This window comes from Streptomyces sp. NPDC016851, from assembly GCF_055562795.1.
Genome location: NZ_JBVHEP010000032.1, coordinates 70106 through 96011 on the forward strand (window position 1 = coordinate 70106; position 25906 = coordinate 96011).

A 25906-nucleotide genomic window follows, 5' to 3' on the forward strand; every position below is an offset into this window, starting at 1 on the left:
CCCGAGCGCGACAGGATGATGCAACTCCCGTGCGCACGCCCACCCTTGCGGGACGACCCTCGCGTTGGTACACACCTATTGACGATGTGGTCTAGTCCTTTCTAGGGTCGTGCGCATCTCGCCCGACCGGCCCGGCGGCGGTGACGACGGCCCTTGCCCGCCGTCGGGCCTTCCCACGCCGCACGGACGGTGTTCTGGCAGGGTGAGGCGTATGACCACCACGCTCGCCGAGGAGTTCGAGACCCACCGGCCCCGGCTGTTCTCGCTCGCCTACCGGCTGCTGGGCTCCGCGCAGGAGGCGGAGGACGCGGTCCAGGACGCGTATCTGCGCTTCAGCGGCGCGGACCGCGCGGAGATCGAACATCCGGCGGCCTGGCTCGCCAAGGTCGTCACCAACCTCTGTCTGAACCGGCTGACCTCCGCCCGGGCCCGGCGCGAGCGGTACGTCGGCACCTGGCTGCCCGAGCCGGTGGTGACCGCGGACGGCGCGCTCGGCCCGCTGGAGTCGGCCGAGCAGCGGGACGCCGTGTCGATGGCGATGCTGGTGCTCCTGGAGCGGCTCACGCCGGCCGAGCGGGCGGTGTACGTGCTGCGGGAGGCGTTCGGCTACGGGCACCGGGAGATCGCCGGCGTTCTTGATCTGAGCGAGGCCAACTGCCGCCAGCTGTACCGGCGGGCCGTACGGCGGGTGGGCGAGCCGCAGGCCCGGTTCGAGGCCGCGTCCGAGCGGCAGCAGGATCTCGTCACGTCGTTCATCACGGCGGCCCGCGAGGGCGACCTGGCCGGGCTGGAGAAGCTGCTCGCGGCGGACGCGACCTGGTGGAGCGACGGGGGCGGCAAGGTCACCGCTGCCCGGTGGCCGGTCGAGGGCGGGCCGAGGGTCGCCCAGTTCCTGGCGGGCGGGGGCCCGAAGTTCTCGGTGGGCCTGGAGTTCACCGTCACCGAGGTCAACGGCGCGACGGGGCTTGCCAGCTGGGCGGGCGACACCCTCGTCGGCCTGGCGGCGTTCGAGGTGCGCGACGGGCTGGTCGTGGGCGTGCGGGCCGTGGTCAACCCGGAGAAACTGGCGTTCGCGCGGCGCCAGCTCAGCCGGCCGTAGTCCGCCGGGGCGGGGGCGCGTGGTCGCCTGCGGGAGCGGGACGCACGCGGCGCCAGCTCAGCCGGCCGTAGTCCGCCGGGGCGGGGGCGCGTGGTCGCCTGCGGGAGCGGGACGCCGGGCGCGGGTCACGGGCCGTGGGCCGTGGGGCGGAACGGGACGTCGGTCATGCCGGGCACCGGGCTCGGATCGAAGGGCGCGCGGTCGCGGATCGTCGGGCGGGGCGCGGGGCGCGGGGCGTAGCGCGGGTCGCGGGGCGTAGCCCGGGGCGCGGGGCGTCGGCGCGGGACGCGGATCATCGGCGCGGGACGCGGATCATCGGCGCGGGACGCCAGTCGCGCCGGGCACGAGACGCGAACGCCAGGCGCCGTCGCGGAACTCCACGCGGGTCGCAGATCACCACGCGAGTCGCGGAACGTCGGGCCGGACGCGGATCACCGGCGCAGGACGCCGATCACCGGCGCGCGGGACGCCAGTCGCGCCGGGCACGAAGCGCGCGACGACGGACGCGGTCCCGGGTCGCCGCGCGGGGATGTCACATCCGGCAGGGGCTGTCCGGTCTCAGTTGCAGAGGGCGCTCCGGCCGGGAGCGCCGGCGTTCCGAAGGGACTGAACAGCATGACCACGATCCTGGTGACCGGTGGCACCGGAACGCTCGGCCGGCTCGTCGTCGAGCGGCTGCGCGCGGACGGGCACGACGTGCGGGTGCTCAGCCGGCACACCCAGCCGTACGCGGTCGACCTGCGGGAGGGCGGTGCCGCGCTGGACGCGGCCGTCGCCGGTGTGGACACGATCGTGCACTGCGCGTCAGCGCCCAAGGGCGACGAGCAGGCGGCGGTGAACCTCATCAGGGCGGCGCGCGGGGCCGGTGTGCGGCACCTCGTCTACATCTCCATCGTGGGCGTCGACCGGGTGCCGTTCCGCTACTACAAGAGCAAGCTCGCGGTGGAGAAGCTGATCGAGCAGTCGGGGCTCGACTGGACCGTGCTGCGGGCGACGCAGTTCCACGACCTGCTCGTCATGCTGTTCCAGGGGCTGGCGAAGCTGCCGGTCCTGTTCCTGCCGGCGGGTGTCCGGGACCAGCCGGTCGAGGTGGCCGAGGTCGCCGACCGGCTGGCCGGACTGGCGGCCGGGGCGCCGGCGGGGCGGGTCGAGGACATGGGCGGGCCGCAGGTGCGGACGATCGAGTCCCTGGCCCGCGCGTATCTGAAGGCGACCGGGCGGCGCCGGGCGGTGGTGAACGTACCGCTGTGGGGCGCGGCGTTCCGGGGGTTCCGCAGCGGTGGTCACCTGGCACCGCAGCGGGCGACCGGCACGGGCACCTTCGAGGAGTACCTGGCGCGGCGGTACGGGGGCGAGCAGGCACGGGCGGGCAGCGGGCAGTCCCGGGCGTGACACCCGGGCCGGACTACCACCGCTGTACGGGCCGCTCCCCCGGAGCGAAGAGTTCTTCCTGGGCGCGGTCGCGGGCCGTGAGGAGGGCGCCGCGCAGGACCGCGCTGCCGCCGAGTGCCGTTGTCCGTACCTCCGTGGGCAGCGGGGTCATCCGGGCGATGCGGTCCTGCACGCGGGCGGCGAGTTCGTCGCCGCCCGCTCGGCCGACCTCGCCGCCGAGCACCACGCAACCGGGGTCCAGGATCGCGACGACCGCGGCGACACCGACGGCGAGACGATCGGCGAGGGCGTCGAGGAAACGGGCGGCGGGGACGGCCGTGGGGGACCCGGACACCTCGGGCCCCGTCTCCGCCGCCCGCACGTCGCGCACCGCCGACCGCACCACACCGACCGCCGCCCGCACCACCCCCACCATCGACGGCTCCTGCCCCGGCTCCGGTGAAACCCCGTACCGCGCCGCGAGGTCCACGACCGCGGCCGACGCCGCCAGGGAGTGGAACCCGCCCTCGCAGTCCTTCGAGGACGGCAGCCCGGCCGCGCCCGGGACCGGGAGGAAGCCGATCTCGCCGGTGCCGCCGGAGGCACCGCGCCGCAGCGCGCCGTCGAGGACCACCGCCGCGCCCGTTCCGTGGCCGAGCCACAGCAGGACGAAGGTGTCCCGGTCCTGGGCCGCCCCGTCACGCTGCTCCGCCAAAGCCGCGAGGTTGGTCTCGTTCTCCACGCTCACCCGGGCCTCGGGCAGCCGCTCCTGGAGGGCGGCGACGAGCCGGCGGTGCCACTCCGGCAGCCCGGAGGAGTCGCGGAGTTCGCCGCTGGCCGGGTCGATCAGGCCGGGCGCCCCGATCCCGACGGTGTGCAGACGGTCCGCGCCGGCCTCCTTCACCACGCGCTCGACCAGCGCCACCGCCTGCTCCACGGCGGGGCCCGTCCCCGTGTCGCCGCCGATGGGCACCGACTCCTCGGCCAGCACCCGTCCCACCAGGTCCGCGACGGCCACGGCGACACCCTCCATGCGTACGTCCAGCGCGGCGAGGTGCGCCCGGTCGGCGACGATGCCGTACACCTTGGCGTTGGGCCCGCGGCGCTGCTCCCCCGCCTCGCCGACCACCTCGATCAGCCCTGCGGCGGTGAGGCGTTCGACGAGGTCGGCGACGGTCGGCCGGGACAGACCGGTCAGGTGCTTCAACTGCCCCGCCGTCAGCGGGCCCTCCTGCTGGAGCAGGCGCAGGGCGAGCCGGTCGTTGATGGCCCGGGCGGTGCTCGGGGATGCGGGCATGCCGGGATCCTTCCAGATCTGTGGGGCCGCATGGCCGGGTGCTCCGGCCGACCGGTCATCCCCTTATCTATCAGGCAGGGTTCCTGATAGTTTACGCCCGCCGACGCCCGCTGACACGCGCCGACGGGTGCCCACGCGGGGAAGACCAGGAGAGGACGGGGGCCGGAGAATGAGCAACGTGGTCTATGACGAGCGCGAGGTGAAGCGGTCGCGGTACGCCGTGGCCGCCGTCTTCGCCGTGCACGGCGCCGTGACCGGCTCGTTCGCCACCCGCGTGCCGTGGATCCAGGACCACGCGGGCGTCAGCGCCGGTCAGTTGGGGATCGCGCTCGCCTTCCCCGCGCTCGGCGCGTCCGTCGCGATGCCGCTCGCCGGCAGCGTCAGCCACCGCTTCGGTGCCCGCAACGCGCTGCGCGGACTGATCGCCCTGTGGACGCTGTCGCTGGTCCTGCCGTCCCTCGCCCCGAACCTGCTCACGCTCTGCCTGGCCCTGTTCACCTACGGCGCCACGGCGGGCATGGCGGACGTGGCGATGAACGCGCTGGGCGTCGAGGTCGAGAACCGTCTCGGCCGGTCGATCATGTCCGGTCTGCACGGCATGTGGAGCGCGGGCGCCCTGGTCGGCTCGGCGGCCGGCACGCTCGCCGCGCACCTCGGTTCGGACGCCCGGCTGCACCACGTCCTGGCCGCCGCGGTCCTCACCGTCGTCGGCGTGCTGTCCTGCCAGTGGGTGCTCGACCTCCAGCCCGCCGAGGACGAGGAGCCGCCGCCGCGGTTCGCGCTGCCGCCCCGGTCGGCGCTGCTCATCGGCGCGATCGGGTTCTGCGCGGTGTTCGCCGAGGGCGCGAGCCTGGACTGGTCGGCGGTCTATCTGCGCGAGCAGTTGGAGACCTCGGCCGGTCTCGCCGCGGCGTGCACGACGGGCTTCACGCTCACCATGGCCGTCGCCCGGATCGCCGGTGACAAGGTCGTGGACCGCTTCGGTGCCGTGCGGACGGTGCGGGCGAGCGGCGTGTTCGCCGTCCTCGGCGGGGTGATGATCGTGGTCGCGGAGCACCCGGCGGTGGCGATGACGGGGTTCGCGCTGATGGGGCTGGGCATCGCCGTCGTCGTACCGCTGTGCTTCGCGGCGGCGGGCCGCAGCGGGTCCAACCCGAGCCTGGCGATCGCGGGCGTCGCGACCATCACGTACACCTCGGGCCTGGTCGCACCGAGCGCGATCGGCCTGCTGGCGCAGGCGACGAGCCTGATGGTGTCGTTCGCCCTGGTGACTCTGCTGTCCTGCGGGCTGGTCGCGTTCGCGCGCGTGCTGCGCCCCGGCGACCGGGCGACGATCGGTCGGCCGGACGCGGCGGTACCCGACCCGCGCCCCTGAACGGGCGTCCGACCGCCCTGGGTCATCACCACCGCTGACGCACCCCGACAATGGTCCGGACACTCGCACGCACGACGAAAGCGAAACCGCACCATGGATCTCGGCGTCCGCTGGAAACTGCACGGCGGCGACGGACGCACCCCGGCGCCCGGAGCGGTGGTCCGCCCCGACGAGCGGCTCTCCTGGCCCCGCACGGCCGGGCTCGGTGCCCAGCACGTGGTGGCCATGTTCGGAGCGTCCTTCGTGGCTCCGGTGCTGATGGGCCTGGACCCCAATCTCGCGATCATGATGTCGGGCGTCGCGACCGTCGTGTTCCTGCTCGCCACCCGCGGCCGCGTCCCCAGCTACCTGGGCTGCTCGCTGTCCTTCGTCGGCGTGGCGGCGGTCATCCGCGCGCAGGGCGGCAGCAGCGCCACCGTCACCGGCGCGGTGTTCGTCGTCGGCGTCGCGCTGTTCCTCGTGGGGCTCGCCGTGCGGCGGTTCGGGGCGCGGATCATCCATGCCGCGATGCCCCCGGTGGTGACCGGCGCGGTGGTGATGCTCATCGGCTTCAACCTGGCGCCGGTGACGGCCTCGACGTACTGGCCGCAGGACCAGTGGACGGCGCTGCTGGTGATGCTGTTCACCGGGCTGGCGGTCGTCTGCCTGCGCGGCTTCTGGTCCCGGATCGCGATCTTCCTGGGGCTGGTCTTCGGGTACGGCACCTCCTGGGTCTTCGACCTGGTCTTCGGCAGGATCCACTCGGTGGACGCGAGCGGCAAGCTCACCGACCACTGGCGGCTCGACCTCTCCGGCGTGGGCCAGGCCGACTGGATCGGGCTGCCGACCCTGCACGCCCCGTCGTTCGAGTGGTCGGCGATCCTGGTGGCCCTGCCGGTCGTCATCGCCCTGGTCGCGGAGAACGCCGGGCACGTCAAGGCGGTCGGCGAGATGACCGGCGACCCGCTGGACGACAAGCTCGGCACGGCGATCGCGGCCGACGGCGTCGGCTCGATGCTGTCCACCGCGGTCGGCGGCCCGCCCAACACCACGTACTCCGAGAACATCGGCGTGATGGCCGCGACCCGCGTCTACTCCACGGCCGCCTACTGGGCCGCCGCCGGCTTCGCCCTGCTCTTCGGCATCTGCCCGAAGTTCGGCGCGGTCGTCGCCGCCATCCCGGGCGGTGTGCTCGGCGGCATCACCGTGATCCTGTACGGCATGATCGGCCTGCTCGGTGCCCAGATCTGGCTCAACGCCGGGGTGGACCTGCGCAATCCGCTGAATCTGGTCCCGGCGGCGGCCGGCATCATCATCGGCGTCGGCAACGTCTCCATGAAGATCACGGACACCTTCTCGCTGAGCGGCATCGCGCTCGGCACGCTCGTCGTCATCACCGGCTACCACGCGCTGCGGGCCTTCGCCCCGCCGCACCTGAAGACGCAGCAGCCGCTGCTGGACGAGGGCACCAGCTCCTACGACGAGGCCAAGTCGTAGGCGTAGGACGCTGTGAACGTCCCCGGCTCGCCCTTGCAGCCGTCCGACTCCCCCGGCAGCTTGACCCAGAGATAGGCGTCGATCCGGTCCTCGCCGGTGCTGAGGGTCGGTGTCCGGCCGAGCTTGCGGCCCGCCGGGTCGCACCAGGTGCCGTCGGGCGGGGCGCCGTTGCCGTTGCGGCTGGTGTCGATGACGGCGCCCAGGCCCGGCGGGCCGCCGAGCGCGTCCAGGACCCGCCGGTCGTAGGCGACCTCGGCGGCCGTGGTGTGGAAGTTGGAGACGTTGCTGAAGATCCCGTCGGAGGAGGCGGGCGAGGCGGCACCGGCCTGCCGCAGCCACGCCGCCTGCTTGCCGGGCGCGTTCCAGCCCGAGTGCCCCGCGTCGAAGTACACGCGGGTCCGCGGATTGGCGGCTTTCAGGACACGTCCGGCCCGGGCCAGCGAGGCGAAGCGGTCCGCGCGCTCACCGGCGGACAGGCACTCGGCCTGGGCGACCGAGTCCGGCTCCAGGACGACGATGACCTCGCCGGAGCCCAGCCCGTCGGCGAACCGGTCGATCCACGCGTCGTAGGCGTCCAGGTCGGGCGCCCCGCCCTGGGAGTACCCGCCGCAGTCCCGGCCGGGGATCGCGTAGGCCACGAGGACGGGCACCCGGCCCAGCGCGGCACCGCCCGACGTCACCGCGGCGACCCGCGCGGTGAGCGTGTCCGGGGAGTAGTCGGCGAACCAGACGGCGGCCGGCTGGCCGGCGATGCGGGAGGCGATGACCGCGTGGCGAGGATCGCCGGAGTTGTCCCGGACCCAGTCGAGCACCTGGGAGTCGGGGTGGCGGTAGAGCCGGGTGCTCACGGGGCTGGTCCGCTCCTGCTTCGTGCGGGTTCGCGACGGCGACGGCGTGGGGCTCGGCGTCACGGGCGCGGAGGTGGCGGGCGTGGGGGAAGCGGACTCGGTGGGTGACGGGGATGCCGACGGCGCCGCGGGCAAGGGCGCCAGACGGGGCGACGCGGACACCACGGGGCGCTTGGCCTGATCCGGGCCGCGCCGCTCGCCGAACGCGGACAGCACTCCGGCGACCGAGCCGGCCGCGACCACGACGGAGGCTGCCACGACCATCGCGCCACGCCGTACGGCACGCCTGCGCTCGGCCCTGCGGGCGGCCAGGCGCTGGGCACGCGAGCCTGACACGGTGCGGGTCCCCCTCCCCCTGCGGCGGGCGGCGTTCCCCCGTTCCGGGGAAGCGCCGGGCCTGCCGGTACTCCCGCCAGCCTAGAGCTGGGACTCTGCCCGCATGCCGCGATGCGAACAAGTCCCCCCAGCCCTGGACACTCCGGTCGACGGAGTCATCTCCCGTATGCGCGCCCTCGACGCGACCCTGCACCCCCGGGACGGGGTGGCCGTCTTCAACCGCGTCTACCTCGCCGTGACGGAAGCGGTGGACCGGTGCGTCGACACCGGGCGGTTCACGGACCCGTACGCCGCGATCACGCTGGACGTTCGGTTCGCGCAGCGGTACCTGGAGGCCGTCGAGGCGGTGGCCGGCGAGCGGCGCCCGCCGGCCTGCTGGCGGCCCCTGTTCCAGTTCCGGCGCCATCCCGGGGTACGTCCGCTGCAGTTCGCGCTGGCGGGCATCAACGCGCACATCGGGCACGATCTCGCGCTGGCCGTCGTGGACACCTGCCGTACGCTCGACTGCGCACCCGCCGAGCTGGAGGACGAGTTCGACGCGGTGGGCGATCTCCTCGTCTCGCTGGAGGAGCGCATCCGCGAAGAGCTGATGCCGGGCCCCGATCTCCTCCAGATCGCGGACCCGCTGACGCATCTGCTCGGCTCATGGAGCCTGGAGCGCGCCCGAGACGCCACCTGGACGGCGGCCCGGGCGCTGTGGGCGCTGCGCGGATTCCCCGACGTCGCCGAGGAGTTCACCGAGCGCCTGGACACGGCGGTGGGCTTCGCGGGGCGCATGCTGCTCACGCCCCTGCCCGAACCGCGGCTCGCTTCCCGCTAGTCCTCGGGCAGCTCGACGGGCGCGATCTCGTCGTAGACGTCGCCGGGGCCCGGGTTGGCCGGGTCGGTCGTGCCGCCGAAGTGGTGCATGACGCCCCAGACCGCGTTGAGGGCGGTCTGGACGGCGCCCTCGGCCCAGCCGGCCGTCCAGGAGATGTCGTCGCCGGCGAGGAAGACGCCGCGCTTGTCCTCGGGCAGCCGGTCCTGCATGAAGTGCGTGAACAGGCGCCGCTGGTAGCGGTAGTGGCCGGGCAGGTTGGCCTTGAACGCGCCCATGAAGTAGGGCTCGTTCTCCCAGGAGACGGTCACCGGGTTGCCGATGATGTGCTTGCGGATGTCGACCTTGGGATAGATCTCGCCGAGCGACTTCAGCATGACCTCCATCCGCTCGTTCGCGGACAGCGGCAGCCACTTGAGGCTGTCGTCGCACCAGGTGTAGGAGAGGCAGATGACGGCGGGCTGGTCCGGGCCGTTGTCGAGCAGGTAGGTCCCGCGCGTCATCCGGTCGGTGAGCGTCATCGACATGACGTCCCGACCGGTCTCCTCGTCCTTGTCGAGCCAGAACGGCCGGTCGACCGGCACGAAGAGCTTGGAGCTCTCCATGTAGTGCGTGCGCTCGATGGCGGTCCAGTGGTCGATGGGGAAGAGCGAGTCGTCGCAGTCGATCTTCGACAGCAGCATCCAGGACTGTGCGGTGAAGATCGCCGCCGGGTAGGTGCGGATGTCGCCGCGCGCGTCGGTCACGGTGATGCGGTTGCCGGCGGTGCGGTGCAGGCGGGTGACGGCCGGGCGGGGCTCACGGTTGTCGTGGAGGCTCGCGAGGGAGGTCCCGTAGGCCCAGTGGACGATCTTCTCCGGCTCGCGCTCCCACAGGCGCAGCGGGAGTTGCTGGGAGCCGCCGACGATGCCGCGGTGGTGGTCGTCGGCCTCGGTGTAGACGACGCGCAGGATCTCCAGGATGGAGTTCGGGAAGTCGGTGTCCCAGCCGCCCGTGCCGAAGCCGACCTGGCCGAAGATCTCGCGGTGCCGGAAGGACCGGAACGCCTCGGAGTCGCAGAGGAAGCCGTAGAAGGTCTGGTTGTCGAGCTTCTCGACGAGCCGGGACCAGATCTCGCGGATGCGCGGGACGTCCCGCTCGCGCAGGGCGCGGTTCATGTCGGAGAAGTCGGCGCCCTCCTCCAGGCACCGGTTCCAGGCCTCCGCGACGTCCCGGTAGACCTGGGGCAGGTCGGCGATCGTCTCGGCGTAGTGCGACTCGCCCTTGAGGTCGACGACGGTCGACGGGGTCGTCTCCGCCAGGGGGTTGGGGAAGGGCCGCGTCTGAAGGCCGACCAGGTCGATGTAGTGCTGGAGGGCCGTGGAGGACGGCGGGAAGCGCATCGCGCCCATCTCGGCGGTCAGGGAGTCGTCGCACCCGTCGAAGCCCACCGTCCGCAGCCGCCCGCCGATCTGATCGGCCTCGTACACGACCGGCTTGAGGCCCATCTTCATCAGCTCGTACGCGGCGACGATGCCGGACAGGCCGCCGCCGATGACCGCGACCTCCGTGCCGTGCTCGGTCGCGGGTATCTGCCCGAGGCCCGCCGGGTGGGCGAGGAAGTCGTCGTAGGCGTACGGGAAGTCCGGGCCGAACATGGTGATCGGCGGCTGCTGCGCGTCTGCGTGCTCGACGGCGTTGGGCACGGTGGACGTCATGAGGTACGGACTCCTTGCAGAGGAAACAGGCAGGGTGCGGGGGGAAGTCAGACGAGCGGCCCGTAGAGGCCCGGGCGCCGGTCCCGCAGATACGGGTTGGCCTCGCGCGAGGCGGCGAGGAAGACGGGGTCGACGTCGGCGAGGACCAGCTCCTCGGCGCGCCCGGCCCGGGTCCGGGCGACCCCGTCGGGCCCGGCGAGCGTGGACAGCCCCACGAACTCGAACTCGCCCTCCCGGCCGACCCGGTTGACGTACGCGACGTACATCTGGTTCTCGAAGGCGCGCACCGGGATCATCGACTCGGCGACGAACTGGAACGGGTGCATCTGCGCCGTCGGGACGACCAGCAGGTCGGTGCCGGCGAGGGCGTGGGCGCGGACGTTCTCCGGGAACTCGACGTCGTAGCAGATCAGGATCCCGACGCGCAGGCCGTCGAGCTCCGCCTGGACGACCGGCTGGTCCCCGGGCGTGAAGTGGTCGCGCTCGAAGCAGCCGAAGAGGTGCGTCTTGCGGTAGTTGGCGAGACGCGTGCCGTCGGCGGAGATCAGCTGGGCGGAGTTGAACACCGTCTCGCCGGCCCGCTCGGGGTAGCCGTAGGCGATCGCCAGTCCGTGCCGGGTCGCGGTCTCGGCGATGGCGTCGGCGCAGTCGCCGTCGGCGGGCTCGGCGAGCCGGCCGATGTCGTCGCCGATCGCGTACCCGGTCAGGAACATCTCCGGCGCGACCAGCAGCCCGGCGCCCGCGGCGGCGGCCCGGCCCGCGGCCTCGTCGAGGACCTTGAGGTTCTCGACGGTGGAGCCGGGTCGGCCGGAGCTCTGGAGCAGGGCGGTGCGCATGCGTGTTCCTCACCGGTACGCGGGGGTTTCGGGGGGCCTGATAGACGGTACGGTCGGAGGCTCCGGCCGGACAAGGAGCAGCCGTTGCGCGTCCGTGAGCGGATCATTGCGTTCGCCGGCGGGTCGGCGGCGATTCGTTGCGGGCCCTGACGGTCCTTCCCCGGGCGCATGCCCGAACGGCCTTTCTCCGCCGGGCGGCGGAGGCCGGGTCCCGTCCCCGGTGCGATGTGGCGAGGGCGCCGCGCCGGGACAGTGGTGAGCGTCCAGTCGACGTGCGTCACCTGCGGAAAGGACCGCCATGAACCGCCGTACGAGGACCGCCTTACTCGGCTCCGCCCTGCTGCTCACGGTCGCCGCCGCGGCCGGCTCGGCCGGAGCCGCCGGCCCCGACGGGAAGCGCGAGAGCACTACAGCCTCCGCCCCCGACGAGAGCAGGCGTGAGGCCGCCGCGCTCACCGGCGAGGCCAAGCTGTACCGGTCGGCCGGGGACGACATCACGTTCTCGTTCGACGCACATCTGGCCGCGAAGGACAAGGCCGACCCGATGAAGGCGACCGGCACATTCGAGTTCAGCCACTACCTGAACGGCGAGGGCGCCCGGGCGAAGGCCGAGGTCGACTGCCTGCTGACCGGCGGGAAGGTCGCCGTCGTCTCCGGTGTGATCACCGAGTCCGACCTGCCGGGGGCCGAGGGCAAGCGGGTCGGCATCACCGTCCACGATGCCGGCCGGCACGACCGGCTCGGCTACAGCTGGGCGTCCACGGGCAGCCCCGTCGAGACGAAGGAGCTGCCCAAGTGCGTGGGATCCGCCCCCTTCGAGAAGGTCAGGAAGGGGACGGGCGACTTCACGGTCGTGCCCTGGCAGCCCGAGCTCTAGCCAGCGCCAGCGCTGTCACCAGATAGGGGATCGCCAGCACCGCGAAGACGGTGCTGTGCGCCATGTCCGTGCCGAGCAGCGCGTACACGCCGAACGTGGCGACCGTCGCCAGCTCGGTGCCCAGGCTCGCGACGGAGGTGAGCGTGGCCCGGCGGGACTCGTCGATACGGTGCTGGAGGCGGACGTCGGCCAGCACCTCCGCCAGCTGGAACCCGGCGAAGGCGAGGCTCACGAGGGCGATACCGGCCAGTGAGCGGGACGCGGCGCCCACGGCCAGGGCGAGTGCGGCGCCCGCGAGCAGCGTGGCGAGACCGGCCGGGCCGAGGCGCTCGGCCGGTCCGGCCAGGAGGCTGCCGACGGTGACGCCCGCCCAGATCAGCATGATCAGGTAGGGCACGGTCGCCTCCGCGACGCCGATGTCCCGGACCAGCAGCGGGGTGTACTCGTCGAGCGCGCCCCACACCGCGGCCACGGCCGGAATCAGCAGCAGGGCGCCGCGCACCGCACGGTCCCCGCGGACCTCGGCGAGACCGGTCCGCAGGATCGTCGCCCAGCTGTCGCCTGCGTCGTCGGGCCGCAGCCGGTGCTCTGGGAACCGGGTCGCGGTGAGGGCGGTCAGCACACAGGCCAGGAAGCTGGCGGCACCGACGGCCGCGTAACCGCCCTGGGCGAAGACGGGCCCCGCGAGGCCGAGCGAGGCCACGGTGCCCACCAGCCGCGCGGCCCGGGCCCGGCCCATGACCCGCGCGTACCGGCCGGCGGCGCCGAGGTGGTCCAGCTCGTCGTACACCAGCGCCTCCAGGGCGCCGGAGCCGAGCGCCCCGCCCGCGCCCCACAGGACGAAGCCGGCCGCGAAGGCCCAGTACGACGGGACGACCACCCACAGCGCGAAGCCTGCGGCGGTGAGCAGCGGGCCGATCCACAGCAGCCTGCGGCGCGACATGGCGTCGGCCCAGGCGCCGGAGGGCACTTCCAGCACCACCGAGGTGATCGACCACAGGGCGAACAGGGAGGAGATCTGCCAGAGCGACATGCCGGTGTCGGCGAACAGCAGCGCGTACACCGGGTAGAGCAGGACGAAGTCGTCGAGGAACGCGTAGCCGTACAGCGTGGTCGTCAGCCGCCGGACGCCGGTGGCGGGCACGCGTGCAGGTGAGAGTGTCATGAGGCCTTCCCGCAGGGACGGATCGGATGCCGGAGGTACGGCGTCCGAGGCGGCCCTCGGGAGGCGCGGCTGGTGGATCAATGTCGCCAGGTCATGACACCGATGGTAGGCGGGCCGGGGCCCGGAGCCCAGCGAGAATCCCCAGAGGGCCGTCCTCCTCACGGCCAGGCGCGCGAGACTGGCCGGGCAAACCGAACCGGTCCGGTCGGCGAAGGGGGCTCCATGGACGCCGCCGCACTGCTCTCCCTGCCGTACGTCGACGAGCACACGACGGTCGTCGCGGCGGACGCCGGGGTCGTGTGGGGCGCGCTCGGTGAGGTTCTGGACCGCTCCTTCGGGGGTGGCCGAGCGGCCGCGTACGCGTGCCTGGTCGGTTGCGCCGACCGCACGGCCTCCGGGCCCCGTCCCCTGGGGGAGGGCTCGACGATTCCGGGGTTCCGGGTGGCTGCCGCGGTTCCGGGGGCGGAGCTGGTCCTCGTCGGGCGTCATCACTTCTCGACGTACGCCCTGCTCTTCCACCTGGACGAGGCCGGCCCGGGACACACCCGGCTGCGTGCCGAGACCCGGGCGAGGTTCCCCGGCCCGGCCGGCGCCCTCTACGGTCGTCTCCTCATGATGACGGGCGGACACGCGCTCGGCGTTCGGCGCCTGCTGAGGGCGGTGCGCAGGGTCGGCGGCGCCGACGGCACACCCTAGGTCGGCGACCCCGACGAGAAGCGCCGCAGCAGCGGCGACAGCACGAGCACGGACTTGGTGCGCTCGACGAACGGCTCCCCGGCGATCCGCTCCAGGACCCGTTCGAAGTGGCGCATGTCGGAGGCGAAGACCTGGGCGATCGCGTCCGCGTCCCCGGTGACGGTGGACGCGGCCACGACCTCCTGGTAGCGCTCCAGGCCCCGCTGGATGGTCTCCGGGGAGGTGTTGCCCCGGCAGTAGATCTCGACGAACCCCTCGGTCTGCCAGCCGAGGGCGCCCGGGTCCACCCGTACGGTGAAGCCGGTGATGGCTCCGGTGGCCCGCAGCCGGTCCACGCGCCGTTTCACGGCGGGCGCGGACAGGCCGACGATGTGGCCGATGTCGGCGTAGGAGCGGCGGGCGTCCTCGGCGAGGGCGTGCACGATGCGTTCGTCGAGATCGTTCAGCACAGTGGGTCGGTCACTTTTCGGATGGTGCGAGTCGGGAACGGCGATAGCCGTACACGAAGTAGAACACGAGCCCGGCGGCCATCCAGACACCGAAGACGACCCAGGTCACGGTCGGCAGGCTGCGCATCATCCAGACGCAGAAGGCGAAGCCCAGGGCGGGCAGGACCGGGGAGAGCGGCACGCGGAAGGTGCGGGGCATGTCCGGCTTGGTCCGGCGCAGCACCACGACGGCCACGTTGACCAGCGCGAAGGCGAACAGGGTGCCGATGCTGGTGGCGTTGGCGAGCTCCCCGAGCGGGATCGCGGCGGCCAGGACACCGCAGAACAGGGAGACGATGAGGGTGTTGGCGCGGGGCGTGCCGGTCTTCGGGTGGACCTTGGCGAACACCTTCGGCACGAGGCCGTCACGGGACATGGCGAAGAGGATGCGGGTCTGGCCGTAGAGCACGGTCAGCACCACGCTCGCGATGGCGATGACGGCGCAGAAGGCCAGCAGCGTGCCCCAGAAGGTCTGCCCGGTGACCTCGCGCATGATCTGGGCGAGGGCGGCCTCGGAGTCGGTGAAGTTCTTCCAGGGCTTGGCGCCGACCGCGACGGCGGCGACGAGGACGTACAGCGTGGTGACGATGACGAGCGACAGCATGATCGCGCGCGGGAGGTCGCGCTGGGCGTTCTTCGCCTCCTCGCCGGCGGTGGAGGCTGCGTCGAAACCGATGTAGGAGAAGAACAGCGTGGCACCGGCGGCGCTGACGCCCGCCATGCCCAGCGGCATGAAGTTCTCGTAGTTGCCGGAGCGGAAGCCCTGGACGCCGATGGCGCAGAACATCACCAGCGCGGCGATCTTCACGATGACCATGACGGTGTTGGCGCGGGCGGACTCGCGGGCGCCGCCCAGCAGGAACGCCATCGCGAGCAGGACGACGATCAGCGCGGGCAGGTTGAACACCCCGCCGTCGCCGGGCGGGGCGGACAGGGCGGCAGGGATGGTGACGCCGATGGTCCCGTCGAGCAGTTCGTTGAGGTACTCGCCCCAGCCGACGGCGACGGCGGCGACGGACACGCCGTACTCCAGAACCAGGCACCAGCCGCATATCCAGGCGATCAGTTCGCCCATCGTTGCGTACGCATACGAGTACGAGGAGCCGGAGACCGGGATGGTACCCGCCAGCTCGGCGTAGGACAGGGCCGAGAACAGGGCGGTCAGACCGGCGATGACGAAGGAGACCGTGACGGCGGGGCCCGCCTTGGGGACGGCCTCGCCGAGCACGACGAAGATGCCGGTGCCGAGGGTGGCACCGATGCTGATCATGGTGAGTTGCCACAGGCCGAGGGAGCGCCGCAGCGAGCCTCCCTCGCCCTGGCCACCCTCCGCGACCAGGTTCTCCACCGGCTTGCGACGCATGAGGCGCGCGCCGACGCCCGGGGACGGCGGGGCGGTCTGACTACTGCTGTGCGGGGGTGCGCCTTGGTCGAGCACGCGCTGACTCCTTCGTCACTGCCGGTCTTGGGCGGCGGGGACCGGCAGCGCCCCGCCCGACAGCCGGGACCCACCGAGCGGGGTCCCCGCCACGCCACGTACGAGGCGACAGCCTACGAGCAGGGACGTTGCCCGTGTAATGCAGCAACCTTGCGCGTGCCCGCAAGATCATTGCGTTCCTCGTGACTGGCCGGAGGTTCGTTGCACGTCGGCGTTCGTCCATTGCACGGGACTTGCTCGGACCAGCTCTTTCACCAGGAATGTGAGCTCCTCGACACACTCGTGCGTGACGCCGTCGTGGTCCTCGTAGGACCAGCGGCCGACGTACGGGGCGAGGGGCCGGTGACCGAGCCGGGCGTAGAGAGCGGCGGCGCGCGGGTTGTCGTCGGCGACGCCGAGCCCGATGGCCGTGCGGCCCCGCTCCCGGGCCCGTTCCTCGGCGGCCCGGACCAGGGCGCTGCCGATGCCGCGCGAACGCAGCGTCTCGGGCCACACGGTCAGCGCGTTGATCTCCGGGCAGCCGGGCCGTGCCGCCCGTACGGCAGCGTCGTCGCAGCCGCCCCAGCGCAACTCCGTGTGGCCCACGGGCCGTCCGTCGCGCCAGGCGACGAGATAGGTGCTCAGGCCCCGCTCCTGGCGCTCGAAGCGGCGCGCGTGGAACGAGGTGGCGCCCGGGGAGCCGAGGTACTGATCGAGCAGCGCCACGTCGGCGGCCCGGCAGACGGTGATCTCCATGGCGTACGACGGTAGGGCGCCCGCACGCACGAGGCCCCCGATTTTTCACCGGGGGCCTCGGAGAAGGGCGTGGGGGCCGTCAGCTCCAGCTGGCGTGCAGGGGCTTGCCCTCGGCGTAGCCGGCGGCGCTCTGGATACCGACGATGGCCTTCTCGGCGAACTCCTCCAGGGAGCCGGCGCCGGCGTAGGTGCAGGAGGAGCGGACGCCCGCGATGATCGAGTCGATCAGGTCCTCGACGCCGGGGCGGGCGGGGTCGAGGAACATGCGGGACGTGGAGATGCCCTCCTCGAACAGCGCCTTGCGGGCCCGGTCGTACGCCGACTCCTCCGAGGTGCGGTTGCGCACGGCCCGGGCGGAGGCCATGCCGAAGGACTCCTTGTAGGCACGCCCCTGGGCGTCGTGCTGGAGGTCGCCCGGGGACTCGTAGGTGCCCGCGAACCAGGAGCCGACCATCACGTTGGACGCGCCGGCGGCGAGCGCCATGGCCACGTCGCGCGGGTGGCGGATGCCGCCGTCGGCCCACACGTGCTTGCCGTACTTCTTCGCCTCGGCGGCGCACTCCAGGACGGCGGAGAACTGCGGCCGGCCGACGCCGGTCATCATGCGCGTGGTGCACATGGCGCCGGGGCCGACACCGACCTTGACGATGTCCGCGCCCGCTTCGATCAGGTCGCGCACGCCCGCGGCGGCCACGACGTTGCCCGCGACGATCGGCACCTGCGGGTCGAGGTCGCGCACCAGCTTCAGGGCGCTGATCATCGACTCCTGGTGGCCGTGCGCGGTGTCGATGACGAGCGTGTCGACGCCCGCGTCGAGCAGTTGCTTGGCCTTGCCCGCGACGTCGCCGTTGATGCCGACGGCGGCGGCGATCCGCAGCCGCCCCCGCGCGTCCGTGGCCGGCGTGTAGAGCGTGGCGCGCAGGGCGCCCTTGCGGGTGAGGATGCCGGCGAGCGTGCCGTCCTCGTTGACCGCGGGGGCGTAGCGGCGGTTGGCGTGGTCGAGGGTGTCGAAGGCCTCGCCCGGGTCCATGCCCGCGTCGATGAGCAGCAGGTCCCGGGACATGACCTCGGCGAGCTGCGTGAAGCGGTCCACGCCGGACAGGTCGGATTCGGTGACCACGCCGACCGGCCGGTGGTTGTCGTCGACGACGACCCCGGCGTTGTGCGCGCGCTTGGGCAGCAGGGACAGCGCGTCCGCGCAGGTCTGGTGGGGCGCCAGCATGATCGGGGTGTCCAGGACCAGGTGCCGGCTCTTCACCCAGGAGACGACGTCGGTGACCACGTCGATCGGGATGTCCTGCGGTATGACGACGAGGCCGCCGCGGCGGGCCACGGTCTCGGCCATGCGCCGCCCTGCGATGGCGGTCATGTTGGCGACGACGAGCGGGATGGTGGTGCCCGTGCCGTCCGGGGAGCTGAGGTCGACGGCCTGCCGCGAGCCCACCGAGGAGCGGCTCGGCACCATGAAGACGTCGTCGTACGTCAGGTCGTACCCGGGCTGGATGTCATTGAGGAAACGCACGTGCTGCACATCCCAGTCGATCAGAGGTGACCCCCCGACCGGCCGGCCAGGGGGAAAGAGCACGTACTTCATTGTCCCATGCCGGGTGTGCGTACGTCCCCCAGCGGATCATCCAGGCTGGTCAGGGGCGCCTTTGGAGGATGTTCCAAGCCCCAGGGTCACGAAGAGACCCGGGCCCCGGTCCGTCGCCTCCGCGAAGATCTCCTCCGCGACCTGCCACTCGTCGGGCCGCTTCTCGGCGTACTCCCGCCAGCCCCGGACGACGACCAGCAGCCCCTGCTCCACGGCTCCCTCGGGCCAGAGGCCGGGGTCGGCCAGGCAGTCGGCGAGAGCGTCCCAGTTGTGGCCGAACCACTCGGGCAGGGCGAGGTCACGGGCGCAGCGGTCCATGAGGCCCGCCTTGTCCGTGACCCCCTCCAGGTCCAGTACGAGCACGATCCGGCCGGCCGGATCGTCCGGTACCTCACGCGCCTCGTCGGCCATACGTCAGACTCCGTCCGGGTCGGTCCTGTTGAGCGCTGACTTCGGTGCCGGGCCCGCCGTCATCAGATAGTCCGCCGCCGAGGTGTCCGTCACCAGGCTGGTGACGAGCCCGGATCGCAGCACCGCGTCGATCGCGGGCCCCTTGCGCTGCCCGCCGGCGATGGCGACGACCTCGGGGATACGGCGGAGCTGGTCGGCCTTGACGGTGATGCACCGCTCGCCCAGGTCCCGGCCGACCCTGCGGCCTTCGGAGTCGAAGAGGTGCGCGGACATCTCGGCGGCGACACCGAGGGAGGCGTAGTGCGCGCGCTCCTCGTCGCTGAGCATGTCGTGCACCGTGGAGATGCCCGGCTCCCAGGAGCCGATGGAGACGCAGGCGACGGTGACCTTGTCGAAGTGCTCGAAGGCCCGGGCGATGCCCGTCTGGTTGCGCAGCGCCGTGGCCGTGGCCGCGTCGGGCAGCAGCATCGGCGCGTAGATGGGGTGCGCGTCACCGCCGGACACCTGGGCGGCACGGCGTACCGCCTCGACCGAGCCGCGCTCGGCGGTCCCGGCGTCGTACACGCCCGTCAGCTGCACCACCGTGCACGGCGGCAGCCGGTCGAGCGCCGCCGCCATGTGGATGGTGGAGCGGCCCCAGGCCAGGCCCAGCACATCCCCTTCGTTGACCAGCTCGGCGAGCAGGTCGGCGGCCACCTCTCCCAGGTTCTCGGGGTCGGGCGACTCCTCGGCCTCGGCCGGGGACTCGACCACGACGGCGTGCCTGAGGCCGTAGCGGGCGCGGAGCGCGTCCGAGCGCTCGGCGTCCAGCTCCGCAGGCACACGGATCTCGATACGTACGAGATCCCGTTCGAGGGCGGTCTCCAGGACCCGGGCCACCTTGAAGCGGCTGACGCCGAACTCCTCCGCGATCTGGATCTTGGACTTCCCCTCGAGGTAGAAGCGGCGGGCCATGGCCGCCGCCTGCACCAGCTCAGCGGGTCCCATCCGCATGGCTGACCGGCCCGCCGACATACCCGACACGGCGATCTCCTCACTGCTGTTCACACTCTGGATTCGCCGTTCATCCTTGCAGATCCGGCGCGGATGATCAGCCCTGATGGGAGCCGTTCACTTTGCTGTGGCTCAGTGGTCGCAGGCCCAGGAGGCCTTGGCGGTCGCCGCCTCCGCCTGCGTGCGTAGTGCACGTACCGCCTCTGCCGGGTCGTTTGCCCCGTAGACCGCCGATCCGGCCACGAAGACGTCGGCCCCGGCGTCCGCGCACCGCTCGATCGTGGAAGCGGAGACTCCGCCGTCGACCTGGAGCCAGAGCTCCAGACCGTGCTTGCTGATCAACTCGCGGGTGCGGCGAATCTTCGGAAGCATGATGTCGAGGAAGGCCTGTCCCCCGAAGCCCGGTTCGACCGTCATGATCAGCAGCATGTCGAGCTCGGGGAGCAGGTCCTCGTACGGCTCGATGGGAGTCGCGGGCTTCAGCGCCATGGAGGCGCGGGCGCCCTTGGCGCGGATCTCCCGGGCGAGCCGGACCGGGGCGGCGGCCGCCTCGACGTGGAAGGTGACGGAACCGGCCCCTGCCTCGACGTACTGGGGCGCCCACCGATCGGGGGCCTCGATCATCAGATGGCAGTCCAGCGGGGTGTCCGTCGCACGGGCGAGCGACTCTACGACCGGCACGCCGAGCGTGAGGTTCGGGACGAAATGGTTGTCCATGACGTCGACGTGGAGCCAGTCGGCTCCTTCCACGGCCTTCGCCTCGTCCGCGAGGCGGGCGAAATCGGCGGACAGGATGCTGGGGTTGATCTGCGCGGCCATGACCTAAGACTGCCATGCCCTCCGGGGGTTGTGGGCATCGGTCCCGGGTCGCGAAGGGGGTTGCCATGAAACAGGGCGTCGCGCACCTCGTCTGCGGGCGGCGGGCCAAGTGGCTGGTGCTGGTGCTGTGGGTGGTCGTGCTGTTCGTCGCCGCGCCCTTCGCCATGAAGCTCACCGACGCGCAGGACAACGACGCGTCGTCCTGGCTGCCGGGGTCCGCGGAGTCGACGCAGGTGCTGGAGCTCTCCGAGGACTTCCGGCCGGAGCAGATCCCGGCGATCGTGATCTACGCCCGGGACGGCGGGCTGACGGCCCAGGACCGGGCGGAGATCGCCGAGGACGTGCGGCAGCTCAAGGAGCTGCGTGACCACGGCATCCGGGGCGCGGAGACCCGGGGGCCGGTCTTCGACCGGCAGACCGATCCGCGGGCGGCGCAGGTCTTCGTGCCGATCACGATGGACGAGGAGGGCTGGGAGCGGATCTCGCCCGCCGTCGACTCCATCCGGGACGACGTCGGCGAGGGCGGCGGCGGTCTTGCCGTGCACATCACGGGCCCGGGCGGTACGTCGGCGGACTTCGCGGAGGCCTTCGAGGGCATCGACTCGACGCTGCTGTTCGCGGCGATGACCGTCGTCATCGTCATGCTGCTCATCACCTACCGCAGCCTGACCCTGCTGCTGGTGCCCCTGGTCTCGGTGGTCTGCGCGCTGTTCGCCTCCCAGGCGCTGATCTACCTGCTGGCCGAGCACGCGGGCCTGACGGTCAACGGCCAGAGCGCCGGCATCCTCACGGTGCTGGTCTTCGGCGCGGGGACGGACTACGCCCTGCTGCTGGTCGCCCGCTACCGGGAGGAGCTGCGCCGGCACGAGGACCGGCACGAGGCGATGGCCCTGGCGCTGCACCGCGCGGGCCCCGCGGTGCTGGCCTCCGGCGCGACGGTCGTGCTGAGCATGCTGGTGCTGCTGGCCGCCGAGATGAACTCCACCAGCGGCCTGGGCCCGGTGGCCGCGATCGGCGTCGCGGTCGCCCTGCTGGCGATGATGACCCTCTTCCCCGCACTGCTGGTGATCTTCGGCCGGTGGATCTTCTGGCCGGTGGTCCCGCACTACGGCACTCCCGACCCGACCGAGCGCGGCGTCTGGGCGCGCATGGGCCGCCGTATCGCCCGCCGCCCGCGCATGACCTGGGCCGTCACGGCACTGGCCCTGGCGGTCTGTTCGCTGGGCCTGATCCAGCTGCGCGCGGAGGGCATCGGCAACGCGGACGCGTTCACCGGGAAACCGGACTCGATCACCGGCCAGGAGGTCTCGGCGCGCTACTTCCCGGCGGGCAGCGGCGATCCCCTGGTCATCATCAGCAACCAGGCGCAGGCCGAGCAGGTGGGCCGCGCGGTGGCGGCGACGCAGGGCGTGGTCCCGCAGTCCCTCGGGCTGCCGCCCGGCACGAAACCGGCCTTCGAGGGCAAAGTCCTGTTCGAGGCCACCATGACCGCCCCGGCGGACAGCGAGGCCGCCAAGCAGACGGTGGAGCGGGTGCGGGACACCGTGCACGCGGTGCCGGACGCCGACGCCCAGGTGGGCGGCGGTACGGCGGCCCTTCTCGACATGGACGAGGCGACCACACACGACAACGTGCTGATCATCCCACTGGTGCTGTTGGTCGTCCTGCTGATCCTGTGCGTCCTGCTGCGCGCCCTGATCGCCCCGCTGCTGCTGATCGGGACGGTGATCCTGTCGTTCACGGCGGCGCTCGGCATCAGCGCGCTCGCGTTCCGGTACGTCTTCGACTACGCGGGCGAGGCGACCGACTTCCCGCTGTTCGTCTTCGTGTTCCTGGTCGCCCTGGGCATCGACTACAACATCTTCCTCACCACGCGCATCCGCGAGGAGGCGGGCCGCCAGGGCACCAGACCTGGCGTGGTCACCGGGCTCGCCACCACCGGAGCGGTCATCACCTCCGCCGGTCTGGTCCTGGCGGGCACCTTCGCCGCCCTCGGCACCCTCCCGATGGTCGCCTTCGCCGAGATCGGCTTCGCGGTCGCCCTGGGCGTCCTCATCGACACGTTCATCGTGCGCTCGGTCCTGGTGACCTCGCTGTTCCTGGACGTCGGCCCGAAGGTGTGGTGGCCGCACCGGCTGGCGAAGGAGGACGGCGGTGCGGCGGCCCGGGAACGCGTCGGGGCGGGGGTCAGCCGGTCCGGCGAATGAGCGCCAGGTACATCGCGTCGGTCCCGTGCAGATGCGGCCACAGCTGCACATCGGGCCCTTCACCGAGGTCCGGTACGCCGGGCAGCAGCGGCCTGGCATCGAGGAGCTCGGTGTCCGGGTGCTGCTTGAGGACGTCGGCGACCACGGCCCGGGTCTCGGCGAGGTGCGGCGAACAGGTCGCGTAGCCGACGACACCGCCGACCCGCACCGACTCCAGGGCGGTGCCCAGCAGGCCGCGCTGCAACGGCGCGAACCCCTCCAGGTCCTCCGGCCGGCGCCGCCAGCGTGCCTCGGGGCGGCGCCGCAGGGCACCGAGCCCGGTGCACGGCACGTCGACCAGCACGCGGTCGAAGCTGCCTGGCCGCCACGCCGGACGCGTCCCGTCCGCGGCGATCACCTGGTAGGGCCCGGGGTTCCCCTCCAGCGCCTTGGCCACGAGCCCGGCGCGATGGGTCTGCTTCTCGGAGGCGACGAGCAGCGCGCCCCGCTGGGCCGCGAGGGCGCCGAGCAGCGCGGCCTTGCCGCCGGGCCCCGCACACCCGTCCAGCCACCGCCGGTCGGGCCCGTCCAGCGGCGCGTTGGCGAGGGCGAGCGCCACGAGCTGGCTGCCCTCGTCCTGCACGCCCGCGCGTCCGTCCCGCACGGCCTCGACGGCGCCCGGCTCACCGCCCTCGGTCAGCCGCACGGCATACGGCGACCAGTGCCCCGGCAGGGCGGCGTCCTCTTCGAGGAGTTCCTCGGCGGTGGCCCGCCCGGGCCTCGCCACCAGGGTCACCTCGGGCCGCTCGTTGTCGGCGCGCAGCAGGTCCTCGATGCCGGCGCGACCGCCGCCGAGGGAGTCCCACAGCGCCGACACCACCCACCGCGGATGCGAGTGGACGACGGCGAGGTGGTCCTCGGGATCCGCGTCGTAGGGCGGGGCGACCCGCTCCAGCCAGCCGTCCAGATCGTGCTGCGCGACCTTGCGCAGCACGGCGTTGACGAACTTGGCCCGCCCGTCGCCGAGCACGACCCGCGCGAGCTCGACGGTGGCGGACACGGCCGCGTGCGTCGGGATCCGCGTCCCGAGCAGCTGGTGCGCGCCGAGGCTCAGCACGTCCAGCACCGGCGGGTCGACCTCCCGCAGCGGCCGGTCCACGCAGGCCGAGATGACCGCGTCGTACGTCCCCTGCCGCCGCAGCGTGCCGTACACCAACTCGGTGGCGAGCGCCGCGTCACGGGTGTCGAACGTCTCGGGCCCCTCCTTCTCCCGCGCCTTGCGCAACAGCGGCGGCAGAACGAGGTTGGCGTAGGCGTCCCGCTCGTCCACGGCCCTCAGCGCTTCGAAGGCGAGGATGCGGACGGGGTCCTTCTTGGGCCGGCGGTAGGGCTTGCCTGACGTACGGGGCCGACGGGGCTGGTCGCTCACGAAAAAGGTGCTCCGGGTGTGAGAAGAAGTGCGCCGTCCAGCCTACGCCGCCCCGGACGTGGCGCCGTGTCAGCCCCCGAGCCGCTCGCCCTCGGTGATCCGCACCCCGCGGGCCCAGTCCGCCGCCCGCATCGGCTTCTTGCCCTGGGCCTGCACCCAGACCAGCTCGACGGCGTACGAGCCGGTGCCGACGTACACGTTGTTCTTCCCGGCGGAGATCTGCCCCGGGGCGAGATCCGTCCGGTCCGGCACGGGGGTGACCTGGATGAGCTTGAGCCGCTCACCGCGGAACGTGGTCCAGGCGCCGGGCGCGGGAGTGCAGCCCCGCACCATCCGGTCGACGCGCAGCGCGGGAGCGTTCCAGTCGACGTGCGCGTCCTCGACGTTGACCTTCGGGGCGAGGCTGACGCCCTCGGCCGGTTGCGGTACGGCCTTCAGCGTGCCGTCCTCGATCCCGTCCATGGTCGCCGCGAGCAGCCCGGCACCGGCGAACGCGAGCCGCGTCAGAAGATCCCCGCTGGTGTCGGTGGCCCGGATCTCCTCGGTCACCGTCCCATACACCGGCCCGGAGTCGAGCCCCTCCTCGATCAGGAACGTGGAAGCCCCGGTGATCTCGTCCCCGGCCATGATCGCGTGCTGCACGGGCGCGGCACCGCGCCAGGCCGGCAGCAGGGAGAAGTGCAGATTGACCCAGCCGTGCGCGGGAACGTCCAGGGCGACACGGGGCAGCAGTGCGCCGTAGGCGACGACGGGACAGCAGTCCGGGCCGATCTCCCGCAGCCGCTCCAGGAACTCGGGGTCCTTCGGCTTCGCGGGCTTCAGCACCTCGATCCCGGCCTCCTCCGCCCGCTCGGCGACGGGCGACGCGACGAGCCTGCGCCCCCGTCCGGCCGGCGCGTCGGGCCGCGTGACGACAGCGGCCACCTCGTGCCGCCCGGAGGCGAGAAGAGCGTCCAGAGCGGGAACGGCGACCTCGGGTGTACCGGCGAAGACGAGCTTCATGGGGTGGTGGGGGCCTCTCGGGCAGGGGATCTAAGACGGGCAACGCCCAAGTCTATGAGCCCTCGAACGGAAAGCCGCCGACGGCGCCCGGCCCCCACGGGAGACCTCAGCCTCTTGGCCAACTGTTACGGGCGGTGCGCGGGTGGGAGACGACGCCAAAGGCCGAAGGCCGAGGCGCACACCCCGCGCAAACGGGCGCACGCATATGCCCCCACGCCCCCACACCGTGACCCGCGGAGCGAATCCGCGTTGGTCAAGACAGAGTTGACCACAACGGGCCGCGATCGCGGCCCATTCCCTTTCAACGCCTGTTCGAGAGGCTTGTTCATGGCCGACCACGCAACCCACGACGCCCAGGCTCGGGCCAGCCTGCACTTGCTGGTGCGGGACATCGAGCGGGTCCGCCGGCAGGTGGACGCACTGCGCACACTCACCGCCCAGTTGGGCAACGTCTACCGCCCGCGCCGCTCCGGCCCCTCCACGGGCTTCGTCGTCTACGGACGCGCCCCCGCCCCGACGGTACGTCTCGCCCAGGAGCTGCGGGACAGTGTCGAGACGCTGGTCACGGCGGCCGTGGACTTCGACCGCTCACTCGGCTTCTCGTGGGACGCGGTGGGCTCCGCGCTCGGAGTCACCAAACAGGCGGTCCACCGCCGTTACGGCGCACGCCGTGCCACGCCCCAGCCGGCCGCGGCCGAGGCGGAGCGCACCCCGGAGCCGTCGGGCTCCCGCACGGTCAGTGTGAACACCGGCCTCCCCACGGTCCCGACCGTCCCGGCGGCCCGCTCCATGCCCACCCAGCCGACGGCGGGCAGCCCGGCCCTCCGCGACGAGGCGAGGCCGACGGCCTTCCCCGGCCCGCGCAACGGCTGAACCGCACCCCGCCCCGACAGGCCGCTGCCCTCCCGATGCGTCCGGGAG

23 protein-coding genes are annotated in these 25906 nt (G+C 72.6%); 9 read left to right on the forward strand and 14 right to left on the reverse strand.

The genetic code is table 11. The features are described 5' to 3' along the window. Nucleotides 1-211 precede the first annotated feature (211 nt). On the forward strand, nucleotides 212-1099 hold the full coding sequence (locus ACZ3I3_RS36390) for an RNA polymerase sigma-70 factor (protein WP_467372078.1): 888 nt from the start codon (nucleotides 212-214) through the stop codon (nucleotides 1097-1099). Between the two features lie 615 nt (nucleotides 1100-1714). After that, nucleotides 1715-2491 carry an SDR family oxidoreductase gene (locus ACZ3I3_RS36395; RefSeq protein WP_467372079.1) on the forward strand — a complete coding sequence of 259 codons (777 nt, stop codon included), beginning with the start codon at nucleotides 1715-1717 and terminating at the stop codon, nucleotides 2489-2491. A gap of 13 nt (nucleotides 2492-2504) precedes the next feature. On the opposite strand, the gene ACZ3I3_RS36400 is transcribed toward ACZ3I3_RS36395, so the two are convergent. Then, on the reverse strand, nucleotides 2505-3767 hold the full coding sequence (locus ACZ3I3_RS36400; protein WP_467372080.1) for an ROK family transcriptional regulator: 1263 nt from the start codon (nucleotides 3765-3767) through the stop codon (nucleotides 2505-2507). 169 nt (nucleotides 3768-3936) lie between these two features. On the opposite strand from ACZ3I3_RS36400, the gene ACZ3I3_RS36405 reads away from it, so the two are divergent. Further along, nucleotides 3937-5142 (forward strand): MFS transporter, encoded by a 1206-nt coding sequence (locus ACZ3I3_RS36405; protein WP_467372081.1) that lies wholly within the window; start codon nucleotides 3937-3939, stop codon nucleotides 5140-5142. Nucleotides 5143-5235: 93 nt separating this feature from the next. Continuing rightward, nucleotides 5236-6618 carry a uracil-xanthine permease family protein gene (locus ACZ3I3_RS36410; protein ID WP_467372082.1) on the forward strand — a complete coding sequence of 461 codons (1383 nt, stop codon included), beginning with the start codon at nucleotides 5236-5238 and terminating at the stop codon, nucleotides 6616-6618. Here ACZ3I3_RS36410 and ACZ3I3_RS36415 read toward each other — a convergent pair. Beyond that, the gene (locus ACZ3I3_RS36415) at nucleotides 6597-7730 is read right to left on the reverse strand and encodes a glycoside hydrolase family 6 protein (RefSeq protein WP_467372109.1); all 1134 of its coding nucleotides are present in this window, start codon (nucleotides 7728-7730) and stop codon (nucleotides 6597-6599) included. The two genes, ACZ3I3_RS36410 and ACZ3I3_RS36415, sit on opposite strands and share 22 nt — an antisense overlap. 175 nt (nucleotides 7731-7905) lie before the next feature. Between ACZ3I3_RS36415 and ACZ3I3_RS36420 the strand changes: the two genes are divergently transcribed. Continuing rightward, complete coding sequence (locus ACZ3I3_RS36420) at nucleotides 7906-8622, forward strand: DUF5995 family protein (protein ID WP_467372083.1); 717 nt, start codon at nucleotides 7906-7908, stop codon at nucleotides 8620-8622. On the opposite strand, the gene ACZ3I3_RS36425 is transcribed toward ACZ3I3_RS36420, so the two are convergent. Continuing rightward, a complete protein-coding gene (locus tag ACZ3I3_RS36425; protein ID WP_467372084.1) occupies nucleotides 8619-10316 on the reverse strand; it encodes a flavin monoamine oxidase family protein in 1698 nt (565 codons plus the stop codon). The genes ACZ3I3_RS36420 and ACZ3I3_RS36425 overlap by 4 nt on opposite strands. 47 nt (nucleotides 10317-10363) lie before the next feature. Continuing rightward, nucleotides 10364-11152, reverse strand: coding sequence for a carbon-nitrogen hydrolase family protein (locus tag ACZ3I3_RS36430; RefSeq protein ID WP_467372085.1), 789 nt, complete (start codon nucleotides 11150-11152; stop codon nucleotides 10364-10366). 298 nt (nucleotides 11153-11450) lie between these two features. Between ACZ3I3_RS36430 and ACZ3I3_RS36435 the strand changes: the two genes are divergently transcribed. Next, nucleotides 11451-12029 carry a Repetin gene (locus tag ACZ3I3_RS36435; RefSeq protein ID WP_467372086.1) on the forward strand — a complete coding sequence of 193 codons (579 nt, stop codon included), beginning with the start codon at nucleotides 11451-11453 and terminating at the stop codon, nucleotides 12027-12029. On the opposite strand, the gene ACZ3I3_RS36440 is transcribed toward ACZ3I3_RS36435, so the two are convergent. Continuing rightward, the gene (locus tag ACZ3I3_RS36440) at nucleotides 11998-13194 is read right to left on the reverse strand and encodes an MFS transporter (RefSeq protein WP_467372087.1); all 1197 of its coding nucleotides are present in this window, start codon (nucleotides 13192-13194) and stop codon (nucleotides 11998-12000) included. The genes ACZ3I3_RS36435 and ACZ3I3_RS36440 overlap by 32 nt on opposite strands. 222 nt (nucleotides 13195-13416) lie before the next feature. Here ACZ3I3_RS36440 and ACZ3I3_RS36445 point away from each other — a divergent pair, with 222 nt between their 5' ends. Further along, entirely contained in the window at nucleotides 13417-13890 is a 474-nt protein-coding gene (locus ACZ3I3_RS36445; protein WP_467372088.1) for a hypothetical protein, read from the forward strand. Here ACZ3I3_RS36445 and ACZ3I3_RS36450 read toward each other — a convergent pair. The 7 genes from ACZ3I3_RS36450 to rpe all read right to left on the reverse strand — a co-directional run bounded on the left by ACZ3I3_RS36450 (nucleotide 13887) and on the right by rpe (nucleotide 20368). Beyond that, the gene (locus ACZ3I3_RS36450) at nucleotides 13887-14339 is read right to left on the reverse strand and encodes an Lrp/AsnC family transcriptional regulator (RefSeq protein ID WP_010046396.1); all 453 of its coding nucleotides are present in this window, start codon (nucleotides 14337-14339) and stop codon (nucleotides 13887-13889) included. The two genes, ACZ3I3_RS36445 and ACZ3I3_RS36450, sit on opposite strands and share 4 nt — an antisense overlap. 10 nt (nucleotides 14340-14349) lie before the next feature. Next, entirely contained in the window at nucleotides 14350-15816 is a 1467-nt protein-coding gene (locus tag ACZ3I3_RS36455) for an amino acid permease (protein WP_467372089.1), read from the reverse strand. Between the two features lie 168 nt (nucleotides 15817-15984). Continuing rightward, on the reverse strand, nucleotides 15985-16551 hold the full coding sequence (locus ACZ3I3_RS36460; protein WP_467372090.1) for a GNAT family N-acetyltransferase: 567 nt from the start codon (nucleotides 16549-16551) through the stop codon (nucleotides 15985-15987). A gap of 79 nt (nucleotides 16552-16630) precedes the next feature. Continuing rightward, a complete protein-coding gene (locus tag ACZ3I3_RS36465; protein WP_467372091.1) occupies nucleotides 16631-18073 on the reverse strand; it encodes a GuaB1 family IMP dehydrogenase-related protein in 1443 nt (480 codons plus the stop codon). A 108-nt stretch (nucleotides 18074-18181) separates the two neighbouring features. Beyond that, nucleotides 18182-18556, reverse strand: coding sequence for a barstar family protein (locus ACZ3I3_RS36470; protein WP_467372092.1), 375 nt, complete (start codon nucleotides 18554-18556; stop codon nucleotides 18182-18184). 3 nt (nucleotides 18557-18559) lie between these two features. Next, nucleotides 18560-19603, reverse strand: a complete 1044-nt coding sequence (locus tag ACZ3I3_RS36475) for a sugar-binding transcriptional regulator (RefSeq protein WP_184981658.1) — start codon at nucleotides 19601-19603, stop codon at nucleotides 18560-18562. Nucleotides 19604-19681: 78 nt separating this feature from the next. Beyond that, entirely contained in the window at nucleotides 19682-20368 is a 687-nt protein-coding gene (gene rpe, locus ACZ3I3_RS36480) for a ribulose-phosphate 3-epimerase (protein WP_031138926.1), read from the reverse strand. A gap of 65 nt (nucleotides 20369-20433) precedes the next feature. Between rpe and ACZ3I3_RS36485 the strand changes: the two genes are divergently transcribed. Next, complete coding sequence (locus ACZ3I3_RS36485) at nucleotides 20434-22575, forward strand: MMPL family transporter (protein ID WP_467372093.1); 2142 nt, start codon at nucleotides 20434-20436, stop codon at nucleotides 22573-22575. Here ACZ3I3_RS36485 and ACZ3I3_RS36490 read toward each other — a convergent pair. Then, nucleotides 22556-23983: an RsmB/NOP family class I SAM-dependent RNA methyltransferase gene (locus ACZ3I3_RS36490; RefSeq protein WP_467372094.1), complete on the reverse strand. Its 1428-nt coding sequence runs from the start codon at nucleotides 23981-23983 to the stop codon at nucleotides 22556-22558. The two genes, ACZ3I3_RS36485 and ACZ3I3_RS36490, sit on opposite strands and share 20 nt — an antisense overlap. Before the next feature lie 69 nt (nucleotides 23984-24052). Then, a complete protein-coding gene (fmt, locus tag ACZ3I3_RS36495; protein ID WP_467372095.1) occupies nucleotides 24053-24985 on the reverse strand; it encodes a methionyl-tRNA formyltransferase in 933 nt (310 codons plus the stop codon). A 327-nt stretch (nucleotides 24986-25312) separates the two neighbouring features. Here fmt and ACZ3I3_RS36500 point away from each other — a divergent pair, with 327 nt between their 5' ends. Continuing rightward, nucleotides 25313-25858: a hypothetical protein gene (locus ACZ3I3_RS36500; RefSeq protein ID WP_150479757.1), complete on the forward strand. Its 546-nt coding sequence runs from the start codon at nucleotides 25313-25315 to the stop codon at nucleotides 25856-25858. The last annotated feature ends 48 nt before the right edge of the window (nucleotides 25859-25906 follow it).

What these genes read in the sequence shown, in the direction of transcription:
- ACZ3I3_RS36435 (WP_467372086.1), top strand. Translation starts at nt 11,451, where the DNA reads ATGAACCGCCGTACGAGGACCGCCTTACTCGGCTCCGCCCTGCTGCTC.
- ACZ3I3_RS36470 (WP_467372092.1), bottom strand. Translation starts at nt 18,556, where the DNA reads ATGGCCGACGAGGCGCGTGAGGTACCGGACGATCCGGCCGGCCGGATC.
- ACZ3I3_RS36500 (WP_150479757.1), top strand. Translation starts at nt 25,313, where the DNA reads ATGGCCGACCACGCAACCCACGACGCCCAGGCTCGGGCCAGCCTGCAC.
- ACZ3I3_RS36485 (WP_467372093.1), top strand. Translation starts at nt 20,434, where the DNA reads ATGAAACAGGGCGTCGCGCACCTCGTCTGCGGGCGGCGGGCCAAGTGG.
- ACZ3I3_RS36420 (WP_467372083.1), top strand. Translation starts at nt 7,906, where the DNA reads ATGCCGCGATGCGAACAAGTCCCCCCAGCCCTGGACACTCCGGTCGAC.
- rpe (WP_031138926.1), bottom strand. Translation starts at nt 20,368, where the DNA reads ATGGCCGCGCAGATCAACCCCAGCATCCTGTCCGCCGATTTCGCCCGC.
- ACZ3I3_RS36440 (WP_467372087.1), bottom strand. Translation starts at nt 13,194, where the DNA reads ATGACACTCTCACCTGCACGCGTGCCCGCCACCGGCGTCCGGCGGCTG.
- ACZ3I3_RS36390 (WP_467372078.1), top strand. Translation starts at nt 212, where the DNA reads ATGACCACCACGCTCGCCGAGGAGTTCGAGACCCACCGGCCCCGGCTG.
- ACZ3I3_RS36400 (WP_467372080.1), bottom strand. Translation starts at nt 3,767, where the DNA reads ATGCCCGCATCCCCGAGCACCGCCCGGGCCATCAACGACCGGCTCGCC.
- ACZ3I3_RS36405 (WP_467372081.1), top strand. Translation starts at nt 3,937, where the DNA reads ATGAGCAACGTGGTCTATGACGAGCGCGAGGTGAAGCGGTCGCGGTAC.
- ACZ3I3_RS36395 (WP_467372079.1), top strand. Translation starts at nt 1,715, where the DNA reads ATGACCACGATCCTGGTGACCGGTGGCACCGGAACGCTCGGCCGGCTC.
- ACZ3I3_RS36430 (WP_467372085.1), bottom strand. Translation starts at nt 11,152, where the DNA reads ATGCGCACCGCCCTGCTCCAGAGCTCCGGCCGACCCGGCTCCACCGTC.
- ACZ3I3_RS36415 (WP_467372109.1), bottom strand. Translation starts at nt 7,730, where the DNA reads ATGGTCGTGGCAGCCTCCGTCGTGGTCGCGGCCGGCTCGGTCGCCGGA.
- ACZ3I3_RS36425 (WP_467372084.1), bottom strand. Translation starts at nt 10,316, where the DNA reads ATGACGTCCACCGTGCCCAACGCCGTCGAGCACGCAGACGCGCAGCAG.
- ACZ3I3_RS36410 (WP_467372082.1), top strand. Translation starts at nt 5,236, where the DNA reads ATGGATCTCGGCGTCCGCTGGAAACTGCACGGCGGCGACGGACGCACC.
- ACZ3I3_RS36460 (WP_467372090.1), bottom strand. Translation starts at nt 16,551, where the DNA reads ATGGAGATCACCGTCTGCCGGGCCGCCGACGTGGCGCTGCTCGATCAG.
- fmt (WP_467372095.1), bottom strand. Translation starts at nt 24,985, where the DNA reads ATGAAGCTCGTCTTCGCCGGTACACCCGAGGTCGCCGTTCCCGCTCTG.
- ACZ3I3_RS36445 (WP_467372088.1), top strand. Translation starts at nt 13,417, where the DNA reads ATGGACGCCGCCGCACTGCTCTCCCTGCCGTACGTCGACGAGCACACG.